The following is a 25,566-nucleotide window of genomic DNA, read 5'->3' on the forward strand; positions in this document are numbered from 1 at the left end:
AGAAATGCTGGAAACAGTTATCGTTGTTCTTCATCTGCTGGGCGCCATCGGTGTTGTTGCGCTGGTTTTGTTGCAGCAGGGTAAAGGCGCAGATGCAGGTGCCTCGTTCGGTGCGGGTGCTTCTTCTACCGTATTCGGTAGCCAAGGAAGTACTACCTTTCTGAGTCGAGTTACTGCTATACTTGCCGCCGGTTTTTTCATGACTAGCTTGGGTTTAGCGTTCTTTGCTAAAGACAAAGCTGATGGCATGGCTCAGGTTGGTTTGCCTGATCCAGCAGTCCTGGAAGTGCAGCAGGCTAAGCCGGCTGTTGAAGATGTACCTGTTCTTGATGCAGCTAAGCCGGCAGTTGAAGCGGCGGACGTACCTCAGGCTCCAGAGCAGCAGTAATAGGTTGTATGCAGTAAACGATTTTGCCGAGGTGGTGGAATTGGTAGACACGCTACCTTGAGGTGGTAGTGGCCATAGGCTGTAGGGGTTCGAGTCCCCTTCTCGGTACCATTTTTCAGGAAGGCCCGCTTGATGCGGGTCTTTTTGTTGCTGGAGTGTCGATTGACCCTGTGCAGGGTTAGGTCGTATAATCCGCCTCCAGCTTTGATGTGGGAATGAGCAGCAAAGTCGCTCCTCGGATGTTAAGTCCGAAGCTGGCTGGGTTAAACCAGCCCCCGCATTGAGTTGCAGAGGAGCCCCTTTCAAGGGGCTTTTTGCTAGCTGGATGACAGCTTTACCGGCCTTTAGAGGGCGGTTCGATGATGGGCGATTCGCCCATTTTTTATTTCTACAGCATGCGCGAGGGGTTCAGGTGTCGAGCAAGCTAGAACAGTTGCAGGCCTTGGTGGCCCCGGTAGTCGAGGCCCTTGGCTACCAATGTTGGGGTGTCGAGTTCCTGTCACAAGGGCGGCATTCTCTGCTGCGAATTTATATTGATAAACAGCCTGACGGCGTGTTGATCGAGGACTGTGAAATTGTCAGTCGGCAGATCAGTGGCGTGCTCGATGTCGAGGACCCGATCAGCGCTGAGTACACCCTTGAGGTGTCCTCGCCAGGTATGGATCGGCCGCTGTTCACACTTGAACAGTTCGCCAGCCATGCCGGTGAGCAAGTAAAGATCAAGCTGCGGTCACCTTTTGAAGGTCGACGCAATTTTCAGGGCCTTCTACGCGGTGTGGAAGAGCAGGACGTGGTGGTGCAGGTGGATGACCATGAATTCCTGTTGCCGATCGACATGATCGACAAGGCCAACATTATCCCCAGGTTTGATTGAGACGCGGATCCCGCGCAAGTGGCGCGGATAGCGCGGATCCAATGGATTGCGAAAGGCGAGGCGTACGATGAGCAAAGAAGTACTGCTGGTTGTTGAGTCGGTATCCAACGAAAAGGGTGTACCGGCGAGCGTAATTTTTGAAGCGCTGGAGCTGGCTTTAGCCACTGCTACCAAAAAGCGTTTTGAAGACGAAGTGGAGTTGCGTGTGGCGATCAATCGTCAGACTGGCAACTACGAAACATTCCGCTGCTGGACAGTGGTTGAAGAAAGTGACTTTGATGACCCTGCACACCAGGTCACCACGGACATGCCGCGTGCAGTCGAAGCCAACGCCAAAGTTGGTGACGTGCTGGAAGAGAAGATCGAGTCCATCGAGTTCGGTCGTATTGCCGCGCAAACCGCCAAGCAAGTGATTGTGCAGAAAGTCCGCGAAGCTGAGCGCGCTCAGGTGGTCGAGGCTTACCGCGAGCGCCTGGGTGAAATCATCTCCGGCACCGTGAAGAAAGTCACCCGTGACAGCGTGATCGTTGACTTGGGTAACAACGCCGAAGCCATGTTGGCGCGCGAAGACATCATCTCCCGCGAGACTTTCCGTGTTGGTGTGCGCCTGCGTGCTCTGCTCAAGGAAATTCGCACCGAGAACCGCGGTCCGCAGTTGATCCTTTCGCGTACCGCCCCGGAAATGCTCATCGAGCTGTTCCGTATTGAGGTGCCGGAAATTGCCGAAGAGCTGATCGAAGTCATGGGCGCGTCCCGTGATCCGGGTTCGCGCGCCAAGTTGGCTGTGCGTTCCAAAGACAAGCGTATCGACCCGCAGGGTGCCTGTATCGGCATGCGTGGTTCTCGCGTGCAGGCGGTTTCCGGCGAGTTGGCGGGCGAGCGTGTAGACATCGTGCTGTGGGATGACAATCCCGCGCAGTTCGTGATCAACGCCATGTCGCCGGCCGAGGTTGCAGCCATCATCGTTGACGAAGATGCCCATGCCATGGACATCGCTGTTGGCGCAGACAACCTTGCTCAGGCTATTGGCCGTGGCGGTCAAAACGTGCGTTTGGCCAGTCAGTTGACTGGTTGGACCCTGAACGTGATGACCGAGGCGGACATTCAGGCCAAGCAGCAAGCAGAAACAGGCGACATCCTGCAGCGCTTTATCGATGAGCTGGAAGTCGACGAAGAACTGGCCCAGGTGTTGGTCGAAGAAGGCTTCACCAGCCTTGAAGAAATTGCCTACGTACCGATGGAAGAAATGCTCAGCATTGATGGCTTTGACGAGGATATCGTCAACGAGCTCCGCGCCCGTGCCAAAGATCGCCTGCTGACCAAAGCCATCGCCAATGAGGAAAAGCTGGCAGATGCCCACCCAGCCGAAGACTTGCTCTCGCTTGAGGGGATGGATAAGGCGCTTGCGCATGAACTGGCAGTGCGCGGCGTTGTTAACCGCGAAGACCTGGCCGAGCAGTCTATTGATGACCTGCTCGACATCGACGGTATCGACGCTGAGCGAGCCGGCAAGTTGATCATGGCCGCCCGAGCCCATTGGTTCGAGTAAGCAGTTGCGGCTTGAGGAGAGAAATGCATGACGCAAGTCACGGTTAAAGAACTGGCCCAAGTGGTCAATACACCGGTTGAACGCCTGCTGCAGCAGATGAGTGAGGCAGGTTTGCCACACAAAAGTGCTGATCAAGCAGTCACTGACAGTGAGAAGCAGGCCCTGTTGGCCCACCTCAAGAGCAGTCACGGCGACAGCAAAACAGAAGAGCCGCGCAAAATTACTTTGCAGCGCAAAACTACCAGCACCCTGCGGGTTGCTGGCAGTAAGACCATCAGTGTTGAAGTGCGCAAGAAGAAGACCTTCGTTAAGCGCAGCGCTGAAGAGATCGAAGCTGAAAAGCAGCGTGAGCTGGCTGAACAGCGTGCTGTCGCTGAAGCTGCCAAAGCAAAAGCTGACGAAGAAGCTAAGCGCCGCGCCGCAGAAGAAGCACAGCGTCCTGCACCTGTAGCGGGTGAGGCTGTGGTTGAAGCCGCTCCGGTTGTAGCAGTTGAGCTACCGGTAGTGGCTGCCCCGGTGGCTGACGAGCGTAAGAAAGACGAGCCTCGTCGTCCTGATAAGGCCCGCAATGATGACGCCGACCGTCGTGGTGGCGAGCGCAAGACCACTCAGCATCGCCCGACCGTCAAGGAAAAGGCCCCGGCACCACGTGTTGCGCCGCGCACCATCGACGAAGAAAGCGACAGCTTCCGTCGTGGCGGTCGTGGCAAGGCCAAGCTGAAGAAGCGTAATGCTCACGGCTTCCAGAGCCCGACAGGCCCGATCGTGCGTGAAGTGAAGATTGGCGAGACCATCACTGTGGGCGATCTGGCTCAGCAGATGTCGGTCAAAGCCGCTGAAATCATCAAGTTCATGTTCAAGCTGGGTACCCCTGCGACCATCAACCAGGTGCTGGATCAGGAAACTGCCCAGTTGGTTGCTGAAGAGCTGGGTCACAAAGTTACCTTGGTCAGCGACACCGCCCTGGAAGACTCCCTGGCTGAGTCGCTGAAGTTCGAAGGTGAAACCTTTGCTCGTGCGCCGGTTGTGACCGTAATGGGTCACGTTGACCACGGTAAGACCTCGCTGCTCGACTACATCCGCCGTGCCAAGGTTGCTGCTGGCGAAGCCGGTGGTATCACCCAGCATATCGGTGCCTACCACGTAGAAACCGAGCGCGGCATGGTTACCTTCCTCGACACCCCGGGCCACGCCGCGTTTACCGCGATGCGTGCCCGTGGTGCCAAGGCGACCGATATCGTGATCCTGGTGGTTGCAGCGGACGACGGCGTGATGCCGCAGACCATTGAAGCTGTTCAGCATGCCAAGGCTGCTGGCGTTCCGCTGGTTGTTGCGGTGAACAAGATCGACAAGCCCGGTGCTGACCTTGATCGCATTCGTAGCGAACTGTCGGTACACGGCGTGACTTCGGAAGAGTGGGGCGGTGAAACGCCGTTCGTCTCTGTGTCGGCGAAAGTCGGTACCGGTGTCGACGAACTGCTCGAAGCTGTATTGCTGCAAGCCGAGATCCTCGAGCTGAAAGCCACTCCATCGGCTCCAGGTCGTGGTGTTGTGGTTGAATCGCGCCTGGATAAAGGCCGCGGTCCGGTTGCGACCGTGCTGGTTCAGGACGGTACCCTGCGTCAAGGCGACATGGTGCTGATCGGTTCCAACTTCGGTCGTATCCGCGCCATGCTCGATGAGAACGGCAAGCCGATCAAAGAAGCTGGCCCGTCGATCCCCGTCGAGATTCTCGGCCTGGACGGCACTCCGGATGCTGGCGACGACATGAGCGTACTGGCTGACGAGAAGAAAGCCCGCGAAGTTGCGCTGTTCCGTCAAGGCAAGTTCCGCGAAGTGAAGCTGGCCCGTGCTCACGCCGGCAAGCTGGAAAACATCTTCGAGAACATGGGCCAGGAAGAGAAGAAGACGCTCAACATCGTCCTCAAATCCGACGTCCGTGGTTCGTTGGAAGCGCTGCAAGGCTCGCTCAGCGGCCTGGGTAACGATGAAGTGCAGGTGCGTGTGGTCGGTGGCGGCGTCGGTGGTATCACCGAGTCCGATGCCAACCTGGCGCTGGCCTCCAACGCTGTACTGTTCGGCTTCAACGTACGTGCCGATGCCGGCGCGCGCAAGATCGTCGAGCAGGAAGGTCTGGATATGCGTTACTACAACGTGATCTACGACATCATCGAAGACGTTAAGAAGGCTCTGACCGGCATGCTCGGCAGCGATGTTCGTGAGAACATACTGGGTATTGCCGAAGTGCGTGACGTGTTCCGTTCGCCGAAGTTCGGTGCGATTGCCGGTTGTATGGTGGTTGAAGGTACGGTCTACCGTAACCGTCCAATCCGTGTACTGCGCGACGACGTGGTGATCTTCGAAGGCGAGTTGGAATCCCTGCGTCGCTTCAAAGACGATGCCTCCGAAGTGCGTAATGGCATGGAGTGCGGTATCGGCGTGAAGAGCTACAACGACGTTAAGGTCGGCGACAAGATCGAAGTGTTCGAGAAAGTCCAAGTGGCTCGTAGCCTGTAAGCACGAGTCGCAACACGCAGCGCCCGGCCCCGCATTTGCGCGGCCGGGCGTTTGCCGCTTTTAGGTCCGCTGCTTTCAGGCAGCGCGACGAGTGAAGGTAGTAAGAAATGGCCAAAGAATTTAGCCGGGCTCAGCGCATCGGCGACCAGATACAGCGCGAATTGGCGCAGTTGATCCGCCTGGAAGTCAAAGACCCGCGTCTTGGCGGCCTAGTGACCATCACTGCGGTGGAAGTTAGCCGCGACTCCAGCCACGCCAAGGTGTTTGTCACCATCATGGGTGGTGAGCCTGAGGAGGGTGTCGATCCCGTCGTGCAGAGCATCAAGGTGCTCAACGATGCCAGCGGCTTCCTGCGCATGCAGCTGGGCAAGGCAATGAAGCTGCGCAGCGTGCCGAACCTGCGTTTCCATTACGACGAAAGCGTGATTCGCGGTGCGCAGTTGTCGGCATTGATCGAGCGCGCGGTCAGTGAAGACCGCCAGCACGAAGATGAACCCGAGGCCAAGGAGTAAGCGCGTGGCCCAGGTCAAACGTATTCGTCGCGCCGTCGATGGCATCATCCTGCTGGATAAGCCCAAAGGCTTTAGCTCCAACGCCGCCTTGCAGAAGGTGCGCTGGTTGCTGAATGCCGAAAAGGCTGGGCACACCGGTAGCCTCGATCCCCTGGCCACCGGCGTTCTGCCATTGTGCTTCGGCGAGGCGACCAAGTTCTCCCAGTACCTGTTGGATGCCGACAAAGGCTACGAAACCCTGATGCAGCTGGGCGTCACCACCACCACGGCTGATGCCGAAGGTGAAGTGCTGGAGCGTCGCCCAGTGACCGTTGGTCGCGCCGATATTGAAGCGGCGCTACCCGGTTTTCGTGGTGAAATCAGCCAGATACCGCCGATGTACTCGGCGCTCAAGCGTGACGGACAGCCCCTTTATAAGTTGGCCCGTGCCGGCGAAGTAGTGGAGCGTGAGCCGCGTTCTGTTACTATTGCGCGCCTGGAATTACTGGACTGCGAAGCGGAGCAAGCGCGCCTGGCGGTCGATTGCAGCAAAGGCACTTATATCCGCACGCTGGTCGAAGACATTGGCCACCTGCTGGGTTGCGGTGCACACGTGGCAGAGCTGCGCAGAACCAAAGCCGGTCCATTCGATTTGAGCCGCACCGTAACGCTCGAAGAGCTGGAACGGGTGCATGGCGAAGGTGGTAATGAGGCTGTTGACCAGTTCCTGCAACCGGTCGACAGCGGTTTGCAGCACTGGCCGCTGCTGCAGTTCTCCGAGCACAGTTCGTTCTACTGGCTGCAAGGGCAGCCGGTACGCGCCCCGGAAGCGCCGAAGTTCGGCATGGTTCGGGTGCAAGATCACAACGGTCGCTTTATCGGTATCGGTGAAGTGAGCGAAGACGGGCGCATTGCGCCGCGTCGTTTGATTCGGTCAGCATGACCGTAGCGCAGGCCTGGGGTTTCGGCTCTGGTGTGCGTGTATCGAGGGTGGCTGTTAATAGGCACGGTCATACCTCACTTAAAAACACGGGAAGCGATTCCCGGCCTATTGAAATGGTTGCTTTGCAGCCGTTTCTTAACTGAGAGGATTGCCCCATGGCACTCAGCGTTGAAGAAAAAGCCCAAATCGTAACTGACTACCAGCAAGCTGCTGGCGACACCGGTAGCCCGGAAGTGCAAGTTGCACTGCTGTCCGCCAACATCAACAAGCTGCAAGGCCACTTCAAGGCCAACGGTAAAGATCACCACAGCCGTCGTGGTCTGATCCGTATGGTTAACCAGCGTCGTAAGCTGCTGGACTACCTGAAGGGTAAGGACACCAGTCGTTACAGCGCCCTGATCGGTCGCCTGGGTCTGCGTCGCTAAGCAATGCTTACGCGTAGCTGACTGCCGAAGCTGGAAGTGGGGTTTACCCTGCTTCCAGCTTTTGCTTTTCTGCTTTAGCTGTTTTGGACGATAGCGGGTCCGATTCCCGTAACCGCCCACTCATTCTGTAAGACCCGTCTGTTCATATGCTGAACAACGGCTGCAAGAAACGCTTTCCCCAAGGGCAACAAAGAGAAGGAAAACACCGTGAACCCGGTAATCAAGAAGTTCCAGTTCGGTCAATCGACCGTTACCCTCGAGACAGGCCGTATCGCCCGTCAAGCCTCCGGCGCAGTACTGGTCACCGTTGACGACGACGTCGCCGTACTGGTCGCCGTAACCGGTGCCAAGACTGCTGACCCAAGCAAAGGCTTTTTCCCGCTGTCCGTGCACTACCAGGAAAAAACCTATGCAGCCGGCAAGATCCCCGGCGGTTTCTTCAAGCGTGAAGCCCGTCCTTCCGAGAAGGAAACCCTGACTTCGCGCCTGATCGACCGTCCGATCCGTCCGCTCTTCCCAGAAGGTTTCCAGAACGAAGTGCAGGTCATCTGCACCGTGATCTCCACCAGCAAGAAGACCGATCCGGACATCGCTGCGATGATCGGTACCTCGGCTGCGCTGGCCATCTCCGGCATCCCGTTCAACGGTCCGATCGGTGCTGCGCGCGTAGCCTTCCACCCGGAAACCGGCTACCTGCTGAACCCGACTTACGAGCAACTCAAGGCCTCCAGCCTGGACATGGTCGTAGCCGGCACTAAAGACGCCGTACTGATGGTTGAATCGGAAGCTAAAGAGCTGACCGAAGACCAGATGCTGGGCGCTGTACTGTTCGCCCATGACGAATTCCAGGTGGTGATCAACGCTGTTGCCGAGCTGGCTGCTGAAGCCGCCAAACCGACGTGGGACTGGCAGCCAAAAGCTGAGAACACTGCACTGCTGAACGCTATCCGTAGCGAGTTCGGCGAGGCGATCTCCCAGGCTTACACCATCACCGTCAAGCACGAGCGTTATGCCCGTCTGGGTGAGCTGCGCAATGAAATCGTTGCCAAGTTCTCCGGTGAAGAAGGCCAGCCTTCTGCTGCTGAAGTCAAAGACGCTTTCGGCGAAATCGAATACCGCACCGTGCGCGAGAACATCGTTAACGGCAAGCCGCGTATTGATGGCCGTGACACCCGCACTGTGCGTGGCCTGAACATCGAAGTCGGTGTACTGGACAAGACCCACGGTTCGGCACTGTTCACCCGTGGCGAAACTCAGGCTCTGGTGGTTGCCACCCTCGGTACCGCGCGCGACGCACAGCTGCTCGACACCCTGGAAGGCGAGAAGAAAGACCCCTTCATGCTGCACTACAACTTCCCGCCTTACTCGGTGGGCGAGTGTGGTCGCATGGGCGCTACCGGTCGCCGCGAAATCGGTCACGGCCGTCTGGCGCGTCGTTCGGTACAGGCGATGTTGCCTGCTGCTGACGTGTTCCCGTACACCATCCGTGTTGTATCGGAAATCACCGAGTCCAACGGTTCCAGCTCCATGGCTTCGGTTTGCGGTGCATCCCTGGCTCTGATGGATGCCGGTGTGCCGATGAAGGCGCCGGTTGCTGGTATCGCCATGGGTCTGGTTAAAGAAGGCGAGAAATTCGCCGTTCTGACCGACATCCTCGGCGACGAAGATCACCTGGGCGACATGGACTTCAAAGTAGCCGGTACCGCCAATGGCGTTACTGCGCTGCAGATGGACATCAAGATCCAGGGCATCACCGAAGAGATCATGGAAATCGCCCTGAATCAGGCCCTGGAAGCACGCCTGAACATTCTCGGTCAGATGAACAAGATCATCGCAACTTCGCGCACCGAGTTGTCGGCTAACGCCCCAACCATGATCGCGATGAAGATCGACCAGGACAAGATTCGCGACGTGATCGGCAAAGGTGGTGCAACCATCCGCGCGATCTGCGAAGAAACCAAGGCGTCGATCGATATCGAAGACGACGGTTCGATCAAGATCTTCGGCGAAACCAAGGAAGCTGCCGAGGCTGCGCGTCAGCGCGTACTGGGCATCACCGCGGAAGCCGAGATCGGCAAGATCTACGTCGGCAAGGTTGAGCGCATCGTCGACTTCGGCGCCTTCGTCAACATCCTGCCGGGCAAAGACGGTCTGGTGCACATCTCCATGCTGAGCGACGCTCGCGTTGAGAAAGTGACTGACATTCTGAAAGAAGGTCAGGAAGTTGAAGTACTGGTACTGGACGTGGACAACCGCGGCCGTATCAAGCTGTCGATCAAGGATGTAGCTGCTGCCAAGGCTTCGGGCGTTTAATCGCCGCGTCGCTAACAGCAGAAAAGAGGGCCCTTCGGGGCCCTCTTTTTTTGCCTGTAGATAAAGCGTTTACCCTCGTCGCCTATAGAGGCCGCAGCTGTCGTGCAATATGCCTTGCTCGTTTGGCCCTAACATGCAGATTGCACGAGGCAGGCTGATCTCATTTGTTTTTAAGTTATTGATAATTATAGATTATTTTGTTTTAAGAGGGTTGGCATAGCGCTTGCGATAGTACTGGGGAGACTGCAGCTCGTAGTGGCTTGCAGATTGTTCAGTACACGCAGGAGGCATTATTTATGAAAAAGCCAATCAAGCATTTCGCAGTAACCGCCATGACCGCTACCGCGCTGGGTCTGTTGCTCGCCGGGCCGGTTATGGCTGCGGACACCCCGACCGTGCAACCAACCCTGCTGGCCGCCAGTGAGACGATGGATAAAGCAGAAGATGCGGTTTCCGACACCTGGATCACCAGTAAGGTGAAGTCGACCTTCCTGGCCGACAGCAGCTTGAGCGGTATCGACATCAAGGTCGAAACCAATAAGGGCGTTGTTACGCTTTCCGGGGTTGTTGCCAGCTCCGCCGAACGTGATCTGGCCATTGCCAAGGCCGGCGAGATCAAAGGTGTGAGTGCTGTATCCGCTGAAGCTCTGAAAACCGCTCAGTAATCCATGGAAGCGTGCAAGGCGCTGCGATGGGCCTGGCAGCCACTCAACGACGAGGACAAGCAGATGAATGCTGACGTAATCAAAGGCAAGTGGAAGCAAATCAATGGTCGCATCAAGGAGCGTTGGGGCAACCTGACCGATGACGACCTGAATGTTGCTGAAGGCCATAGCGAGTACCTGGCCGGCAAGCTGCAAGAGCGTTACGGTTGGACCAAGGAAAAGGCTCAGGACGAGCTGCGTGATTTCAGCAGCAAGCTGTAATCAGGCGTAAAAAAGCCCTGCAGGCATAACCTGCGGGCTTTTTTGTGCGCGACTATGGGAGCTGTTGTTATCTACCTCGTTTGCTCTCGATCTTTATCAGGCGATTGCCTTCGAAACGCAGAAACTGATACATGCCGTTGCGCGGACCATAGGCCCATTCTTCCACGACCACTTCATGGCGAAAGCCGTATTCATCGAGCACTTCGCGGTAGCCAACAAACTCGCGGCTGATCGGTTCGCCGCATTTACTGCTGACGACGCTGGACGAGTCCTCCAGGCTGATAAGCGCGCTACCACAGCGCAGGGTGGATGAGGCGTACGCGCCGAGAGGGAGCAGTATCAGTAGGCTGCAGATTAGTCGTTTCATCAAATTTTCCGGGGCAGATGCTAGCGGCTACGACGGCGTTCGATGGCGCGCAGGCGCGTGCCTTCGAAGGTGAGAATACTGAGCATGCCGTTATCGGGGCCGTAGACCCATTCCTCGATCTGGTATTCGCGCCGTTCATTTGGCCCGAGCGAATAGCCGACCAGATCGCGGAAGGCTGGTTCGCCGCATTTCTGCAGCACCTCGAAGCGTCGGTCATCCAGGCTGACCAGTTGGCTGCCGCAGCGCATGGTCTCCGCCTGAGCCAGAGACGACGCGCCCGTCAGGGCGAGGAGCAGCGTTGTAGCCAATGCACGCATATGACGGAGACCTTACTCGCTGCCGAGATGCAGGGTAGTGGCGACGCGGCCATTGGCGTCAGCCTGTGCCATGTTGACATCCAGCAGGTAAATACGTTCGTCGGCCAGGCCGCCGCGCTCGACCAGATAGCTCTTTATTTCTGCAGCTCGCGCCTGTGCCAGCTGACGCTGTAGCAGTTCACTTTGTGCCCAGGATTGCAGCACACCTTCGCGCATCTTCACGCTGCGCTCTTCGTCGGGCAGTTCGGCCCACTCGGCTGGCGGCTGCTGTTTGAGGCGGGTGCGGTAGATGCCTTCGAGCAGTACGGCTTTGTCGTCCTCATCCACCACCAGCTCACTGGCTTCGGCAGGTACATCCTCCCCACGGCGTTGCAGCATCTTGTACCAGGTGTTCTGGTATTCGCGCTCCAGGCGCGCAGCAGCCAGTGGTGGGCCGTCGCTGCTCTGCGCGCTCATGCCTTCGACTTCCAGGCGCAGTGTCGGACGCTCCTTCAGGGCGCTGGCCAGCGTATCCAGCGCTTTCTGCGCGTCGCCGTCGAGTTCGCTGTCACCGGCATTGAAACGCACGGTGCTGAGGTCAACATCACTGCCGCCGCTGACCAGGCCGCCGATAAATTTGAACGGTGCCTGCGCGGCGCGCAGCACCAGATTGCGCAGGGTTTGCCAGACGATGGGCATAACGCTGAACTGCGGGCTGTTGAGGTCGCCCTGCACGGGCAGCTGGATGCTGATATTGCCGTCGGTGTCTTTGAGCAGGGCAATGGCTAGGCGGATTGGCAGGTCCATGGCGTCTTTGCTGTCGACTTTCTCGCCCAGTTGCAGGTCTTCCAGCAGCAGTTTGTTCTCGGCGTTGAGCTGGCCTTTCTCGATCTGGTAATGCAGGTCGAGGTTGAGGCGGCCCTTGCGTATGCGGAAACCGGCGAACTTGCCGGAGTAGGGCGTGAGGGTGGTCAGTTCGACATTCTTGAAGCTGGTGGCGATATCCAGGCTGTTCATCGGGTCGAACGGCGTCAGCTTGCCTTTGATGCTGACGGGTGCGTACTTATCGACCTTGCCCTTAATATCGACGCTGGCGGTTTTCGGGCTCTGGTTGTCGAGTGTGCCGATCTGGCCGTTGAGTTGCTGAATAGCCGTGGCGAAGTTAGGCGTCAGACTGAAGTCGGCAAAGTTCGCCGAACCGTCCTTGATGCTGATACCGCCGATGCGCATCGGCAGCGGTTTACTTGCCGCTGCGGGCTTGGCGTTGGCCTCTGCCGGCTGTGGAATCATCAGATCGCTGATATTGGTGGTCAGGTCTTCATTGATGATAAAGCGCACATAAGGCTGCTGCAGTTTGACTTGGCCGATCACCAAGCCCTTGCCGTGTTGATAGTCGATTCCTTCCACCAGCACTTGCTGCCATTTGAGGAAGTCGCGGTCCTTTAGCGTGTCGAGAGTATGCAGCTGGTTGATCTCGGCTTGCCCGCCAATACTGAAGGCCAGCGGTTCCACGCTCTGCAGATCAACCGCCAGGTCGCTACCGAGCTTACCGCTGCGCAGTTCCAGACGCACGAAGGGGCTCAGGTAGGTCTGCGCCAGGCGCAGGTCGATATCGCGGGTGGCAACCTGCAGCTTGGCCGTGGTCGGGGTCAGTTGCACCTGGCCGTCGGCCTTGATCTGCCCGGTCTTGTTCACTCCTGTGTCGAGCTTGAGGCCGAAGGGTGAAGTGCCCAGGCTGTCAAAGTCGCTCAGGTCGAGATTAAGCGGGGCCAGGTCTATTTTGACTTCCGCGCCGCCGGCGCGGTCGGCCAGATGCACCTGATAGTCGCGCAGTTGCACGTCACGCAGGATTACCTGCCAGGGTTTGCTGGGCTCTTCCGGCTGGTCGGCAGTGGCGGTTTCCAGGTCAGCGGATTGCTCTGCGGTGGTCGGTTCGCTTGGCTCTTTTGCCGGTTCGGCTTCCGTGGCTGCGGAGCCTGAGCCACCCTCATTTGGAGCTGGAGCTGGAGCTGGAGCTGGAGCTGGAGCTGGTTTGGCGGGTTGGCCGGCCAGCAGCTTCTGCCAGTCGAGCTGGCCATCGGCCTCGCGTGCAGCCCAGGTTTCCAGCTTCTGGCTGCGAATCTTGCCGACGATGACCTGCTGCTTAGCCAGGTCCACGCTGGTTTCGCTCATATCCAGACTTTCCAGGCGCAGCAACGCTTTATCCGCCGGGCTCTTGATGGCAAAGCTGCTGACGCTGAGTTGGGTATTGCTCAGTAGCAGTTCGGTGCCTTTAGCCAGGTTCAGGCTGTAGTCGCTGCTCAGATTGACGGTGCCGTCCTCCAGGACCAGCGGCACCGCATCGCGCACATAGGGCCAGATGGCTTTAAGTTTGCCGTCAGTGACTTTCAGACTGCCGCTGGAGCTGATTGGCACCAGACTGATGCGCCCGGTCCAGTCGATCCGCCCGCCGGTGGGGCCGGTGGCGACCAGGCTCATGTCGGCATTGTCGTCGGGCAGGGTGCTGAGATTGAACAGCTCGAAATTGAGATCGTCGTAGATAAACTCGATGGGCTCGCTGGGGCGCAGATCCTGGAAATGTACGTTGCCGCCGCTCAGCTTGATCCGCGCGATACGCAGCGGGAACGGCTCGCCGGCCGGTTCTTCGACTGCTGGTTGCGGGCTGGGCGGCACTTTGAACAGTTGGGTCAGGTTAAGCCGACCGTCCTTGCCGAACAGCACTTCGCTGTGTGGCTTGTCCAACTCGATATCAGCCAGGTGCAATACGCCGCTCCACAGGCTATCGAGTTGCAGGTTGGCATACAGGCGTTCGAAGGCGATCTGCTGCTGTTCGGCCTCGCCAATCTGCAGGCCCCAGAGGCTGAGCTCCAGACTGAACGGGTTGAGTTGCAGGCGCTGCAGTGTGGCGGGTACTTCGGCGTAGTGCGCCAACTGCTGGTTGGCGATGCGCAGGCCGATACCGGGCAGAATCAGAAAACCCAGCAGGCTGTAGAGTGCAACGGCGATGGCAATGGCGCTGGCAGCGCGCTTTATTCCTTTAAGCATAAAAACGTCATCTATCCCGACGAGAAGTGCCTTGGAGTATGGCACGCGTGTGCAGTTCCGCAGAGGCTCTGCGCGGGGATTTTCTGCGAACTTGCGCGTGGATCAGAACTGCAGGATCAGGGTTTTTAGCGGTGGCTGGCCATCTTGTGAGGGGAAGTCGCGGGCCGGTGCCAGCACCTGCCAATCGCGCACCGGGCGGCCGAGCTTTTCCGCGCAGCGCAGCACTTGTTCGCGCCAATCGGTCATGGCGACTTTTGCCAGGTTGTTGCAGCAGATCAGCACACCATCATCGGCGGTGGCGAGAATCGCTGGCTTGAGCAGGCTCTGGTAATCGCGCAGCAGGTCAACCGTACCGAAAGCGCTCTTTGCCCAGGCGGGTGGATCGAGCAGCACCAGATCAAACTGACGTTGCTCAAGGCGCGGATAGTGCGGCAACTTCTGCCCGCGCCGCGCATTGATCGGCAGGCCAGCCAGTTGGCGAATCGCCGGGAAGTAGTCTGACTGGACAAACTGCATGGGCTGCAGCTGCGGATTGAGTGTGCCATTCTCACGACCGACCGCCAGATTGCCTTCGGCAAAGTCCAGATTGACGACTTCGCTGGCTCCGCCAGCGGCCGCACTCAAACCGACGCCGCAGGTGTAGGCGAATAGGTTAAGCACCGATTTACCGGCGCTGTGCGCTTTGACCCAGCCGCGGGCATTGCGCAGGTCGAGAAACAACAGCGGATCTTGCCCAGCATGGCGGCCACGTACGCGGTAGTTGAGGCCCCATTCATGGCCGATCAGGTCTTCCAGTGCAGCCGGTTCGGCCTGGTAGATCGCATCAGTGCGGTCGATCCGCGAGTTGCCCTGGGAGCGGTCGTTGTAGACCAGTAGCAGTTGTGTGCCGAGGCTGGCCTGGCACTGCTCGGCCAGTTGTAGCAGTTCGTCGCGACTCAGGCTCTGGTGGAAGCTCTGTACCAGTAATTGCGGGCCGTAACGGTCGACGGTCAGGCCGCCGGCGCCTTCCTGGCTGCCATGGAACAGGCGATAGCAGTCGGTGCCTTGCTGATGCAGTGCAGTCAGCAGATCTTGACGGTTATGCAGTGCGGCGCGCAGCGCCTGATCGTGAGAGGGCATGCGCGGCGACTCGAAAAAGGAGGGCGCGCAGTTTACCAAGAAAAACGCCGGCTCCCGTTAGTTCGGGGCGCCGGCGTTTTCGTCACGATAGCTGAGCGGTGTTATCAGGCCCGTTCGATCGCCAGTGCCACGCCTTGACCGCCGCCGATGCACAGAGTGGCGAGGCCTTTTTTGGCGTCGCGTTTGATCATCTCGTGCAGCAGGGTCACTAGCACGCGGCAGCCGGAACCGCCGATCGGGTGGCCTAGGGCGATGGCGCCGCCGTTGACGTTGACTTTACTCGCGTCCCAATTCAGCTCTTTGCCCACTGCCAAGGCCTGCGCGGCGAAGGCTTCATTGGCTTCGATCAGGTCCAGGTCGGCCAGCTGCCAGCCGGCCTTGGCCAGGCAACGCTGGGTGGCACTGACCGGGCCGATGCCCATGATCGCCGGGTCGACGCCGGCGTTGGCGTAGCTGGCGATTTTCGCCAGTACCGGCAGGCCGAGGGCCTGGGCTTTGGCGGCGCTCATCAGCAGTACGGCGGAGGCGCCGTCGTTAAGGCTGGAGGCGTTGCCGGCGGTGACGCTGCCGTCCTTCTTGAACGCTGGCTTCAGCTTACCCAAGGATTCTGCTGTGGTGCCGGCGCGCGGCTGCTCGTCAGTGGCGAAGGCCAGTGGCTCGCCTTTGCGCTGGGGAATCATGATTGGGGTTATTTCATCGATAAAACGCCCGGCTTCGATGGCTGCTACGGCTTTTTGCTGCGAGGCGGCGGCAAAGGCGTCCTGGGCTTCGCGGCTGATGTCGTATTTCTCCACCAGATTCTCAGCGGTGATGCCCATGTGGTAGTCGTTGAAGGCGTCCCACAGACCGTCGGTGATCATGGTGTCGACCAGTTTGGCGTGACCCATGCGCAGGCCGGTGCGTGCGCCGGGCATTACATAAGGCGCCAGGCTCATGTTCTCCATACCGCCGGCGATGATCACTTCGGCATCGCCGCAGCGGATCGCCTGGGCACCGAGGTGCAGAGCTTTCAGGCCCGAGCCGCAGACCTTGTTCAGGGTCAGCGCTGGTACGGCGTGCGGCAGGCCGGCGAGTATTACTGCCTGACGCGCCGGGTTCTGCCCGCTGCCTGCGGTAAGTACCTGACCGAGGATCACTTCGTCGACCTGCGCGCCGTCCAGGCCGGTTTGTTCCAGCAGGCGGCGGATTACCGCGGCGCCTAGTTCAGGGGCTGGGATATTCGCCAGTGAACCCTGGAAGCTGCCGATGGCGGTGCGGGTGGCGGCAACGATGACAACGTCTTGCATAACGCGATCCTCACAAGTGACAGGCGCGGCGGGCCGCGAAAGGCCGCTATGGTGGCACAGCGGCTTTGTTTACGGCCAGCGCGCGAACCGGCCGGTCAGCGTGGCGGCAGGTTCAGGCGTTTGCGCGCACGGTGGATGGCGCCGCCGCGTACCGCCCAGCGCAGCACGGGGGCCAGGCTGTGTACGCCAGTGTGGATCATCCGGCTACGCGCCGGGCTGATCTGCTGGCCGAGCATCTGTTGCGCCCAATCTGGCAGCAGGTCGATGCCAGCCTGCATCAGCAGCTTGGCCGCCGGGGCCGCGAGGGCGCTGGGTGCCGGGGCGTTGAGCAGGATGTGCAAGATTTCCAGCGAGCGTTCATCACAGAGCAGCTCGGGGCGCACAGCTGCCAGGTAGGCGGCGACCTCGGAGCGCGAGCGCGGCACCTGGATGGCGCCCAGACGCTCTGCGATCAGGGCGATTTCCGCGTAGTAGCGGTCCTGATCGGCTTCGCTCAGTTGTGGGTTGCGGTAACGCAGGTGTGCTTGGAGAAAACTGTACACCTCGGCCACATGCACCCAGGTCAGCAGCGCCGGATCACTGGCGGCATAGGTGCGGCCATCCGGGGCGGTGCCTGTGACTTTGAGGTGAATGGTCTTGACCTTGTCGATCAGCCAGTCGGCATCGGCGCGCGAGCCGTAGGTGGTGCCAGATATAAACTGGCCGGTGCGACGCAGGCGGCCGAGTAGGTCCTGACGAAAATTTGAGTGATCCCACACCCCGGCTAATGCCAGTGGATGCAGAGCTTGCAAGAGCAGGGCGCTGATCCCGCCGATCAGCATGCTGGTGAAGTCGCCATGCACCTGCCAACTCACCGAGTCGGGGCCGAACAGACCGGGGTCGTCCTGGGGCTTTTCGAAGTCGATTTGCCCCAAGGCGATACCGCTGAGACTAAGGACTTGGCTTTCGATACGGCGGCGAAGAAATTCCATGGAATGGTGGGTTCGTTTGCTGGTGTAGGGTGGATCGCGCTTCATCGATCCATCGGTTGGCGATCCGCCCGATGGCGCTCCGCCGCGCGGGGCCTTTGGTGGATGAACAGAGCGTCAGCTAGGCGCCTCGATCCACCCTACATCCTAGCGTGCGGTTATCGGTTCAGGCGCTGCTCGATCAAACCGTCGACCACCGTCGGGTCGGCCAGGGTTGAGGTGTCGCCCATGTTTTCCAGCTCGTTGCAGGCGATTTTGCGCAGGATGCGCCGCATGATCTTGCCCGAACGGGTTTTCGGCAAGCCCGGTGCCCACTGGATCAGCTCGGGTTTGGCGAAGCTGCCAATTTCCTTGCCGACCAAGGCCAGCAGTTCCTGCTTCAGCGCATCGTTGATTTCCACGCCGTTCATCGGTGTGACGAAGGCATAGATGCCCTGGCCTTTGAGGTCATGCGGGTAACCGACCACGGCGGCTTCGGCGACGGCGTCATGCAGCACCAGGGCGCTTTCCACTTCGGCGGTGCCGATGCGGTGGCCGGAGACGTTGATCACGTCATCCACCCGGCCGGTGATCCAGTAGTAACCGTCCTCGTCGCGGCGCGCGCCGTCGCCGCTGAAGTAGTAACCGGGGTAGGGCTTGAGGTAGGTGTCGATCATCCGCTGATGGTCGCCGTAAACGCTGCGAATCTGGCTTGGCCAGCTGTCCTTGATCGCCAGTACGCCGCTACCAGCGCCATCAATCTCCTTGCCCTGTTCATCCAGCAGCACTGGCTGTACGCCGAAGAACGGCCGGGTTGCCGAACCGGGTTTGAGGTCGGTGGCGCCGGGCAGTGGGGTGATCAGGATGGCGCCGGTTTCAGTCTGCCACCAGGTGTCGACGATCGGGCAGCGGCGTTCGCCGACCACGTTGTAATACCACTCCCAGGCTTCCGGGTTGATCGGCTCGCCGACGCTGCCGAGCAGGCGCAGGCTGGTGCGTTCGGTGCATTCGACCGGACCAGTGCCCTCACGCATCAGCGCACGCAGGGCGGTGGGAGCGGTGTAGAAAATGTTTACCTGGTGTTTGTCGATCACCTGCCAGAAGCGCGAGGCGCTCGGGTAGTTGGGCACGCCTTCGAAGATCAGACTGGTCGCGCCGTTGGCCAACGGACCGTAGACGATATAGCTGTGCCCGGTGACCCAGCCGACGTCGGCGGTGCACCAGTAGATGTCGCCTTCGTGGTAGTCGAACACGTACTTGTGGGTCATCGCCGCCATCAGCAGATAGCCGCCAGTGCTGTGCAGCACGCCTTTAGGTTTGCCGGTGGAACCGGAGGTGTAGAGGATAAACAGCGGATCTTCGGCGTCCATTGGCTCGGGTGGACAGTTGCCGTCGGCGTCGCGCAGGGCTTCGTGGTACCAGATGTCGCGGCCTTCAACCCAATCGATCTCGCCCTGGGTGCGCTCGACTACCACCACTGTGGACACCGCCGGGCAGCTCTGCAGGGCCTTGTCGACATTGGCCTTGAGCGCCACGTACTTGCCGCCGCGCACACCTTCATCGGCGGTGATCACCGTGCGGCAATCGGCATCCAGAATACGGTCACGCAGAGCGTCGGGAGAGAAGCCGCCGAATACCACCGAATGCACCGCGCCGATGCGTGTGCAGGCGAGCATGGCGTAGGTGGCCTCGGGGATCATCGGCATATAGATGCACACCCGGTCGCCCTTTTTCACCCCACGGCTTTTCAGCACGTTGGCCAGGCGGCTGACGTTGTGGTGCAGCTTCTTGTAGGTGATGTGAGCCGATTCGCTGGGGTTGTCGCCTTCCCAGATCAGTGCAATTTGCTCGCTGCGTTTTTCCAGGTGACGGTCGATGCAGTTGTAGCTGACGTTCAGTTGCCCACCCTTGAACCACGAGCCCGAACCGCTTAGCAGGTCGCCTTGTTGCACGCTGGTCCAGGGTTTGCTCCAGTCGAGGAAGGCCTTGGCCTGCTCGGCCCAGAAGATTTCCGGCTGCTCGATCGACTGCTGGTAAAGACGCATGTAGTCGTCGTTGTCCAGGTGGGCGCGTTGGCGCACTGCATCGGGCACGGGGTGGCGGGTGATTTCGAACATGGCGGGTCCTTATTGTTGTGTTCCGCGATGTTCGTAGGGTGAACCAAGCGGGTGCTTGGTTCAAGTGCTGGCCTTGTGCTCGGTCGCTGTGGATCAGCCGCGATGCCGTTCGCGGAAGTGCTGGATCAAGCCTTGTGTAGAGGCGTCACTGGCGGGCTCGTCGAGTTGGCCGGTGAGACGCTGATAAACGCCCTGGCCAAGGTCCTTGCCCAGTTCGACGCCCCACTGATCAAAGGCGTTAATGCCCCAGATGGCGCTCTGTACGAACACCTTGTGCTCGTAAAGCGCTACCAGTGCGCCGAGGTTGAATGGGTCGACGCGGTTGAGCGCGAGGATATTGCTCGGGCGGTTACCGGGGATCACCTTGTGCGGTGCCAGACGTTGCACTTCGGCCTCGTCCAGACCCTTGGCGCGCAGCTCGGCTTCAGCTTCCTCGCGGGTCTTGCCGTGCATCAAGGCTTGGCTCTGTGACAGGCAGTTGGCAAACAGCCACTGGTGATGGTCAGCCAGCGGGCTGAAGCTATTAACCGGGACGATAAAGTCTGCTGGGATCAGCTCGGTACCCTGGTGCAGCAACTGGTGATACGCGTGTTGGCCGTTACAGCCCACGCCGCCCCAGATCACGGGGCCGGTGCTGAAGTCCACGGGGCTGCCGTCCTGGCGCACGCTTTTGCCGTTGGATTCCATGTCCAACTGCTGCAGGTGTTTGGTGAAGTTACGTAGGTAGTGGTCGTAGGGCAGGATCGCCTGGCTTTTCGCACCCCAGAAGTTGCCGTACCAGATCCCCAGCAGGGCCATCAGGACGGGCATGTTTTCCGCCAGCGGCGCTTGGGTGAAATGCTGGTCCATGGCGTAGGCGCCGGCCAGCAGTTCTTTGAAGTTGGAGATGCCGATGGCCAGGGCAATCGGCAGGCCGATGGCCGACCACAGTGAGTAACGCCCGCCGACCCAGTCCCACATCGGGAAGATATTTTCCGCCTTGATACCGAATTCGATCGCAGCCTTCTGGTTGCTGGTCACCGCAATAAAGTGCTTGTGCAGCTCGGCTTCCGGGCCGCCCAGGGCCAGGTACCAGTCGCGTGCGGCCAGGGCGTTCTTCAGGGTTTCCAACGTACCGAAGGATTTGGACGACACAATAAACAGCGTGGTCTGTGGGTTCAGGCGCGCCGTCAGTTCACGGAACTCGCTGCCGTCGATATTCGCCAGGTAATGACAGCGCACGCCGCGCTGGGTAAAGGGCCGCAGTGCTTCGGACACCAACTGAGGGCCGAGGAATGAACCGCCAATACCAATGTTTACCACTTCGGTGATCGGTTTGTCGCTGTAGCCGCGCCACAGGCCGCTGTGCACGCGGCTGACCAATTCGGTCATCTGATGGAGTACGCGGTGCACTTGCGGAATCAGGTCGACGCCGTCGAGTTTCAGGGTGCGGCCAATCGGGCTGCGCAGGGCTGTATGCAGTGCTGCACGCCCTTCAGATGCATTGACCTTATCGCCGCTGAACAGGGCGTGAATGGACTCCGGCAGCTGGGCTTGTTCAGCTAGCTGCACCAACAGTCCCAGGGTTTTTTCGTCGATCAGGTTCTTTGAGTAGTCCAGCAGCAGGCCGCTGCTGCTCAGGGAAAAACGGGTAAAACGTTGCGGGTCACGGGCAAAGGCCTCGCGCATGCTGAAGTCGTTCATCTGCCCGCGCTGCTCGCGCAGCGCCTGCCAGGCGGGCAGGCTGGTGACGTCATGCGTTTGCTGGAAATAGGCCATTGGTGCGTGTTCCTTGTTTTGGGTGCGGCGAATCATGCAAAAAAGCCCGGAGTTATCCGGGCCTTGAGTGTAACTGGCGGGCGTGGGGCCAGCATCTACGCCGTGGATCAGCCTGGAGTATCGAGGTCGAACGCCAGGTTGTCGATCAACCGGGTGCTGCCAATAAACGCTGCCAGCAGTATGACCAAGCGGCGATCATCTGAGGTGGCCGGACGTAGGCTGTTGGCTTCGCGTACTTCCAGATAATCCGGGCTAAAGCCTGCGGCGCTGTGCTGCTGCTGTGCGACGGCGACCAGTTTGGCGTAATCACGCTCACCGGCGCGAATCGCTGTGGCCATCTCTTGCAGGGTACGGTACAGCACCGGCGCAACTTCACGCTGTGCCGTATTCAGGTAACCGTTGCGCGATGACAGCGCCAGGCCATCGTCGGCCCGCACCGTCGGCTCGCCGATAATCTGGATCGGCATATTGAGGTCACGCACCAGGGTGCGGATCACCGCCAGTTGCTGGAAATCCTTCTGGCCAAAAATCGCCAGATCAGGCTGCACCATATTGAACAACTTGCTGACGACGGTCGCAACGCCTTCGAAGTGACCAGGGCGGCTGGCGCCGCAGAGGCCTTCAGACACGCCCGGTACGCTGACGCGGGTCTGGCCATCCATACCGTGCGGGTACATTTCCTCGACATCCGGGGTGAACAGCAGATGGCAGCCGGCTTCGACTAGCTTTTCCTGATCGGCGAGCAGGGTGCGCGGGTATTTGTCGAGGTCTTCGCTGGGGCCGAACTGCAAGGGATTGACGAAGATGCTGGCGACCACGAAATCGGCACGCTGAGCGGCTTTCTCCACCAATGCGGCGTGACCGGCATGCAGGTTGCCCATGGTCGGGACGAAGGCGATCTGTTTGCCTTCGGCACGGGCCTGGGCGACAGCGGCGCGCAACTCGCGCACACTTTTAACTGTGTTCATGCAGAAAATCCGTGTTCGGCTGCTGGGAAACTCTGGTCTTTGACCGCTTTGACGTACGCACTGATGGCGTTCTGGATGCTGCTCTGGCCGGCCATAAAGTTCTTCACGAACTTTGGCGTGCGGCCGCTCAGTGACAGCCCAAGCATGTCATGCAGGACCAACACCTGACCGTCGGTGGCAACGCCGGCGCCAATGCCGATGACTGGGATCTTCACGGCTTGGCTGATTTCAGCGGCCAGTTCGCAGGGTACGCATTCCAGCAGCAGCATCGCCGCGCCGGCTTGTTCCAGTGCCATGGCGTCAGCGCGCATCTGCCGCGCTTGGGCTTCCTGGCGGCCTTGCACCTTATAACCACCGAGGATATTCACCGCCTGCGGGGTGAGGCCGAGGTGGGCGCACACGGGTACGCCGCGCTCAGCCAGTTGACGAATTGGCTCGGCGAGCCAGGCTGCACCTTCAAGCTTGACCATGTGGGCGCCGGCTTGCATCAGTGCCGCGCTGTTGTTCAGGGCTTGCTCAAGGGTGGCGTAGGCCATAAAGGGCAGATCGGCGAGAATCAGTGCGCCCTGGTTGCCACGTTTGACGCTGGCGGTGTGGTACGCCATTTCGGCGACAGTGACGGGCAGCGTGCTGTCATGGCCTTGCAAGACCATGCCGAGGGAATCGCCCACCAGCAGCACATCGACACCGGCCTGGCAGGCTGTCTGGGCGAACGTGGCGTCATAGCAGGTCAGCATGGCGATTTTCTCGCCGCTCTGCTTGAGGCTTTGCAGGGTGGTCAGGGTTACATCAGGCATGAAAACTGTCCTCACTCAGGCGTTCAGTCAGCAGTTGTGCTGCTTCAAGTTGGCCTGCATTGGCCTCGAATTGCACCGGTGCGGGGCAACGGGACGCCTATAGTCCTGATGGGGGGGCTCGAAGTCAATTGCAGGTGTTACCGGCTTGTTACTGCCGTTACCGCCAATGTGCCAGCTCGCAGGTAGGGTTATTACTGCTGCGGCTGCATGACCCAGCAGTCGAAGTTGTCCGGAATTCAGGTCAACGCTGTTTCGCTGAGGCGTTCCAGCCCTACATAAGGACAAGCCCCAAGCAGTTCTATCAGGGCGCGGCCATCCGGCAGCTTTAGGTCGGGGGCGATCTCAGCCAGCGGGTAGAGGACAAAGGCGCGGGCGTGCATGTGGTAGTGCGGCACGGTCAGGCGCGGCTCATCCAGTAAGCGTTCGCCGAACAGCAAAATATCTAGGTCGAGGGTGCGTGGCCCCCAACGCTCGGCCTTTCGCGTACGGCCTTGCTCAAGTTCGATCGTCTGCAAGGCATCTAGCAGGGCCAATGGACTGAGTTCGGTATCCAGTGCCGCCACGGCATTTACATAGCGCGGTTGATCCGCAGGACCCAATGGGTCGCTGCTATAGAAGGATGACTGGGCAATCAGATCTGTCTGCGGCAGCGCGGCCAGGGCGGCCAGCGCGCTGCGCAGTTGCTCGATCGGTGTGGCCAGGTTACTGCCCAGGCCGATATAGACGCGTTCCATTATTCGCCGGCTGTACTGCTCGAGTTCTCAGCAGCCGGGCCGCGTTTACGCTTGCTGTTATTGCGTTTGCGCTTACGGGGGGCACCTGGGCCATCGTCCTTGTTGCTGAGGTCGCGGATCATATTGCGCCGCTCGCTGTCGCTGACATCCTGATAGCGGGTCCACCAGTCGCCCAGGCCACCGGTTTCCTCGCCTGCGCTTTCGCGCAGCAGCAGGAAGTCGTAGCCAGCGCGGAAACGTGGGTTTTCCAGCAGCATGTCGGCGCGTTTGCCGCTGCGACGTGGCAGGCGTTCCTGCATATCCCAGATTTCACGGATCGGCATGGTGAAGCGTTTGGGCACCGCGATGCGCTGGCATTGCTCGCTGATCAGCTCGTGAGCGGCTTCCTGCATGGCCGGGATCGGCGGCATACCGCGATCCTGCAGCTTGATCACGCGGGCTGGCAGGGCTGGCCACAGCAATGCGGCAAGGAGGAAGGCGGGCGTGACCGTTTTGCCCTGATGAATGCGTAGGTCAGTGTTGTCCAATGCATTACGGATCAACTGGTCGGTGTAATCCGGGTTGAGCTTCAGCGCCTCGGCACTGGCCGGGAACAGCTGGCCGAACAGACCGTAATCCACCAGCAGCTCGTAGGTGTACACCGCGTAGCCGGCGAGAAACAGCTTGAGCACTTCATCGAATAGGCGCGCAGCGGGTATCCCGCCTAGCAGCGGAGCCAGCTTGTAGATCGGCGCGGCGCTGTGTTTCTCGATGTCGAAATCCAACTTGGCGGCAAAACGCACCGCACGCAGCATGCGCACCGGGTCTTCCTGGTAGCGCTGAGTCGGGTCACCGATCAGGCGGATCAGGTGGTTGCGAATGTCGTGCACGCCATTGGCGTAATCGAGGATGCGCTCGGTGCTCGGGTCGTAATACAGCGCATTGATGGTGAAGTCGCGACGCTGGGCGTCGTCTTCCAGGCTGCCATACACGTTGTCACGCAGAATGCGTCCGCTCTCGTTACGCGAGGATAGATTGCTGTTCTCTTCTTCCTCGCCTTCCGGATGATTGGCGCGGAAGGTGGCGACCTCGATGATCTCGCGGCCGAAATGCACGTGAACCAGCTTGAAGCGGCGGCCAATGACCCGGGCATTGCGGAACTCGGCGCGCACTTGTTCGGGCGTGGCACTGGTGGCCACGTCGAAATCCTTGGGGTCAATGTCCAGCAGCAGATCGCGTACGCAACCGCCGACCAGATACGCCTGGTAGCCAGCCTGTTGCAGGCGTTCGACCACGCTGATGGCGTAGCGGCTGATTTCACCGCGTTCGATCGGGTGCTGGCTGCTGCTCAGCACTTCAGGCGTGCTGTGTGAGTGGTTGCCACGGCGGGCTGGGGTACGAAAGGACTTGAACAGCTTTTTCAGCATGGGAGGCACTGTTTGACTAAATGACTGGCCAGAGTATATGCCGGCCGCAGGAATGGCGCGGATTCTAGCATTGAGTCGACGATTGATGGAGGAAACGACAGGAAAGGGCGGCAGGCGGGGGATTTGAAGCTACTGGGGGAGCCGAAGCTCCCCCCCAAATTGGTGCGTGCTCTGTTTTTATTATTATGGCGGGCTTGTTGTTTTTGTTGATTTACCCGTTCCATCCAGTCAAGGACTTTTGGAAAACTTCCCAAGCTGGGAATCAAGAGCAAACGGATTGCTTTGGATGCTGACGCTGCA

Annotated in this window: 22 protein-coding genes and 1 tRNA gene; 11 read left to right on the forward strand and 12 right to left on the reverse strand. The window is 59.6% G+C overall.

Features of this window, described 5'->3' with window-relative positions:
• Positions 1-4: 4 nt before the first annotated feature.
• From secG to BLO50_RS19700, 11 genes are all read left to right on the forward strand, one after another.
• Positions 5-388, forward strand: coding sequence for a preprotein translocase subunit SecG (gene secG / locus BLO50_RS19650; protein WP_090255978.1), 384 nt, complete (start codon positions 5-7; stop codon positions 386-388).
• A gap of 25 nt (positions 389-413) precedes the next feature.
• Positions 414-499 (forward strand) — tRNA-Leu (locus tag BLO50_RS19655).
• Between the two features lie 301 nt (positions 500-800).
• Positions 801-1,262 (forward strand): ribosome maturation factor RimP, encoded by a 462-nt coding sequence (gene rimP / locus BLO50_RS19660; RefSeq protein ID WP_090255979.1) that lies wholly within the window; start codon positions 801-803, stop codon positions 1,260-1,262.
• A 67-nt stretch (positions 1,263-1,329) separates the two neighbouring features.
• Positions 1,330-2,811: a transcription termination factor NusA gene (nusA, locus tag BLO50_RS19665; RefSeq protein WP_090255980.1), complete on the forward strand. Its 1,482-nt coding sequence runs from the start codon at positions 1,330-1,332 to the stop codon at positions 2,809-2,811.
• A 27-nt stretch (positions 2,812-2,838) separates the two neighbouring features.
• Positions 2,839-5,328 (forward strand): translation initiation factor IF-2, encoded by a 2,490-nt coding sequence (infB, locus tag BLO50_RS19670; RefSeq protein ID WP_090255981.1) that lies wholly within the window; start codon positions 2,839-2,841, stop codon positions 5,326-5,328.
• Positions 5,329-5,435: 107 nt separating this feature from the next.
• Positions 5,436-5,840, forward strand: coding sequence for a 30S ribosome-binding factor RbfA (gene rbfA / locus BLO50_RS19675; protein ID WP_090255982.1), 405 nt, complete (start codon positions 5,436-5,438; stop codon positions 5,838-5,840).
• Between the two features lie 4 nt (positions 5,841-5,844).
• Positions 5,845-6,762, forward strand: coding sequence for a tRNA pseudouridine(55) synthase TruB (gene truB, locus BLO50_RS19680; protein WP_090255983.1), 918 nt, complete (start codon positions 5,845-5,847; stop codon positions 6,760-6,762).
• A gap of 155 nt (positions 6,763-6,917) precedes the next feature.
• A complete protein-coding gene (gene rpsO, locus BLO50_RS19685) occupies positions 6,918-7,187 on the forward strand; it encodes a 30S ribosomal protein S15 (RefSeq protein ID WP_090255984.1) in 270 nt (89 codons plus the stop codon).
• Between the two features lie 207 nt (positions 7,188-7,394).
• Positions 7,395-9,500 carry a polyribonucleotide nucleotidyltransferase gene (pnp, locus tag BLO50_RS19690; RefSeq protein WP_090255985.1) on the forward strand — a complete coding sequence of 702 codons (2,106 nt, stop codon included), beginning with the start codon at positions 7,395-7,397 and terminating at the stop codon, positions 9,498-9,500.
• A gap of 296 nt (positions 9,501-9,796) precedes the next feature.
• Complete coding sequence (locus BLO50_RS19695) at positions 9,797-10,165, forward strand: BON domain-containing protein (protein ID WP_090255986.1); 369 nt, start codon at positions 9,797-9,799, stop codon at positions 10,163-10,165.
• Between the two features lie 63 nt (positions 10,166-10,228).
• Entirely contained in the window at positions 10,229-10,426 is a 198-nt protein-coding gene (locus BLO50_RS19700; RefSeq protein WP_090256042.1) for a CsbD family protein, read from the forward strand.
• Positions 10,427-10,493: 67 nt separating this feature from the next.
• On the opposite strand, the gene BLO50_RS19705 is transcribed toward BLO50_RS19700, so the two are convergent.
• The 12 genes from BLO50_RS19705 to BLO50_RS19760 form a co-directional block, all read right to left on the reverse strand.
• The gene (locus BLO50_RS19705; protein ID WP_090255987.1) at positions 10,494-10,793 is read right to left on the reverse strand and encodes a DUF2845 domain-containing protein; all 300 of its coding nucleotides are present in this window, start codon (positions 10,791-10,793) and stop codon (positions 10,494-10,496) included.
• Between the two features lie 20 nt (positions 10,794-10,813).
• Positions 10,814-11,110, reverse strand: coding sequence for a DUF2845 domain-containing protein (locus tag BLO50_RS19710; RefSeq protein WP_090255988.1), 297 nt, complete (start codon positions 11,108-11,110; stop codon positions 10,814-10,816).
• Between the two features lie 12 nt (positions 11,111-11,122).
• Positions 11,123-14,134, reverse strand: coding sequence for a DUF748 domain-containing protein (locus BLO50_RS19715; RefSeq protein ID WP_090255989.1), 3,012 nt, complete (start codon positions 14,132-14,134; stop codon positions 11,123-11,125).
• A gap of 102 nt (positions 14,135-14,236) precedes the next feature.
• Entirely contained in the window at positions 14,237-15,253 is a 1,017-nt protein-coding gene (locus BLO50_RS19720; RefSeq protein ID WP_090255990.1) for a class I SAM-dependent rRNA methyltransferase, read from the reverse strand.
• A 104-nt stretch (positions 15,254-15,357) separates the two neighbouring features.
• Positions 15,358-16,539, reverse strand: coding sequence for an acetyl-CoA C-acetyltransferase (locus BLO50_RS19725; RefSeq protein WP_090255991.1), 1,182 nt, complete (start codon positions 16,537-16,539; stop codon positions 15,358-15,360).
• A 95-nt stretch (positions 16,540-16,634) separates the two neighbouring features.
• Entirely contained in the window at positions 16,635-17,510 is an 876-nt protein-coding gene (locus BLO50_RS19730; RefSeq protein ID WP_090256043.1) for an oxygenase MpaB family protein, read from the reverse strand.
• A 155-nt stretch (positions 17,511-17,665) separates the two neighbouring features.
• Complete coding sequence (gene acs / locus BLO50_RS19735) at positions 17,666-19,603, reverse strand: acetate--CoA ligase (RefSeq protein WP_090255992.1); 1,938 nt, start codon at positions 19,601-19,603, stop codon at positions 17,666-17,668.
• A gap of 93 nt (positions 19,604-19,696) precedes the next feature.
• Positions 19,697-21,361 carry a glucose-6-phosphate isomerase gene (pgi, locus tag BLO50_RS19740; RefSeq protein ID WP_090255993.1) on the reverse strand — a complete coding sequence of 555 codons (1,665 nt, stop codon included), beginning with the start codon at positions 21,359-21,361 and terminating at the stop codon, positions 19,697-19,699.
• Between the two features lie 107 nt (positions 21,362-21,468).
• Positions 21,469-22,329: a pantoate--beta-alanine ligase gene (gene panC / locus BLO50_RS19745; RefSeq protein WP_090255994.1), complete on the reverse strand. Its 861-nt coding sequence runs from the start codon at positions 22,327-22,329 to the stop codon at positions 21,469-21,471.
• Positions 22,326-23,126, reverse strand: coding sequence for a 3-methyl-2-oxobutanoate hydroxymethyltransferase (panB, locus tag BLO50_RS19750; protein ID WP_090255995.1), 801 nt, complete (start codon positions 23,124-23,126; stop codon positions 22,326-22,328). Before panB ends, panC begins: the two co-directional genes overlap by 4 nt.
• Positions 23,127-23,362: 236 nt before the next feature.
• Positions 23,363-23,860 (reverse strand): 2-amino-4-hydroxy-6-hydroxymethyldihydropteridine diphosphokinase, encoded by a 498-nt coding sequence (gene folK / locus BLO50_RS19755; RefSeq protein WP_169852859.1) that lies wholly within the window; start codon positions 23,858-23,860, stop codon positions 23,363-23,365.
• Entirely contained in the window at positions 23,860-25,266 is a 1,407-nt protein-coding gene (locus tag BLO50_RS19760) for a polynucleotide adenylyltransferase PcnB (RefSeq protein WP_090255997.1), read from the reverse strand. The genes folK and BLO50_RS19760 overlap by 1 nt, the downstream gene beginning before the upstream one ends.
• Between the last annotated feature and the right edge of the window lie 300 nt (positions 25,267-25,566).

Origin of the sequence: Pseudomonas peli, assembly GCF_900099645.1 — a bacterium.
Taxonomy (GTDB): domain Bacteria; phylum Pseudomonadota; class Gammaproteobacteria; order Pseudomonadales; family Pseudomonadaceae; genus Aquipseudomonas; species Aquipseudomonas peli.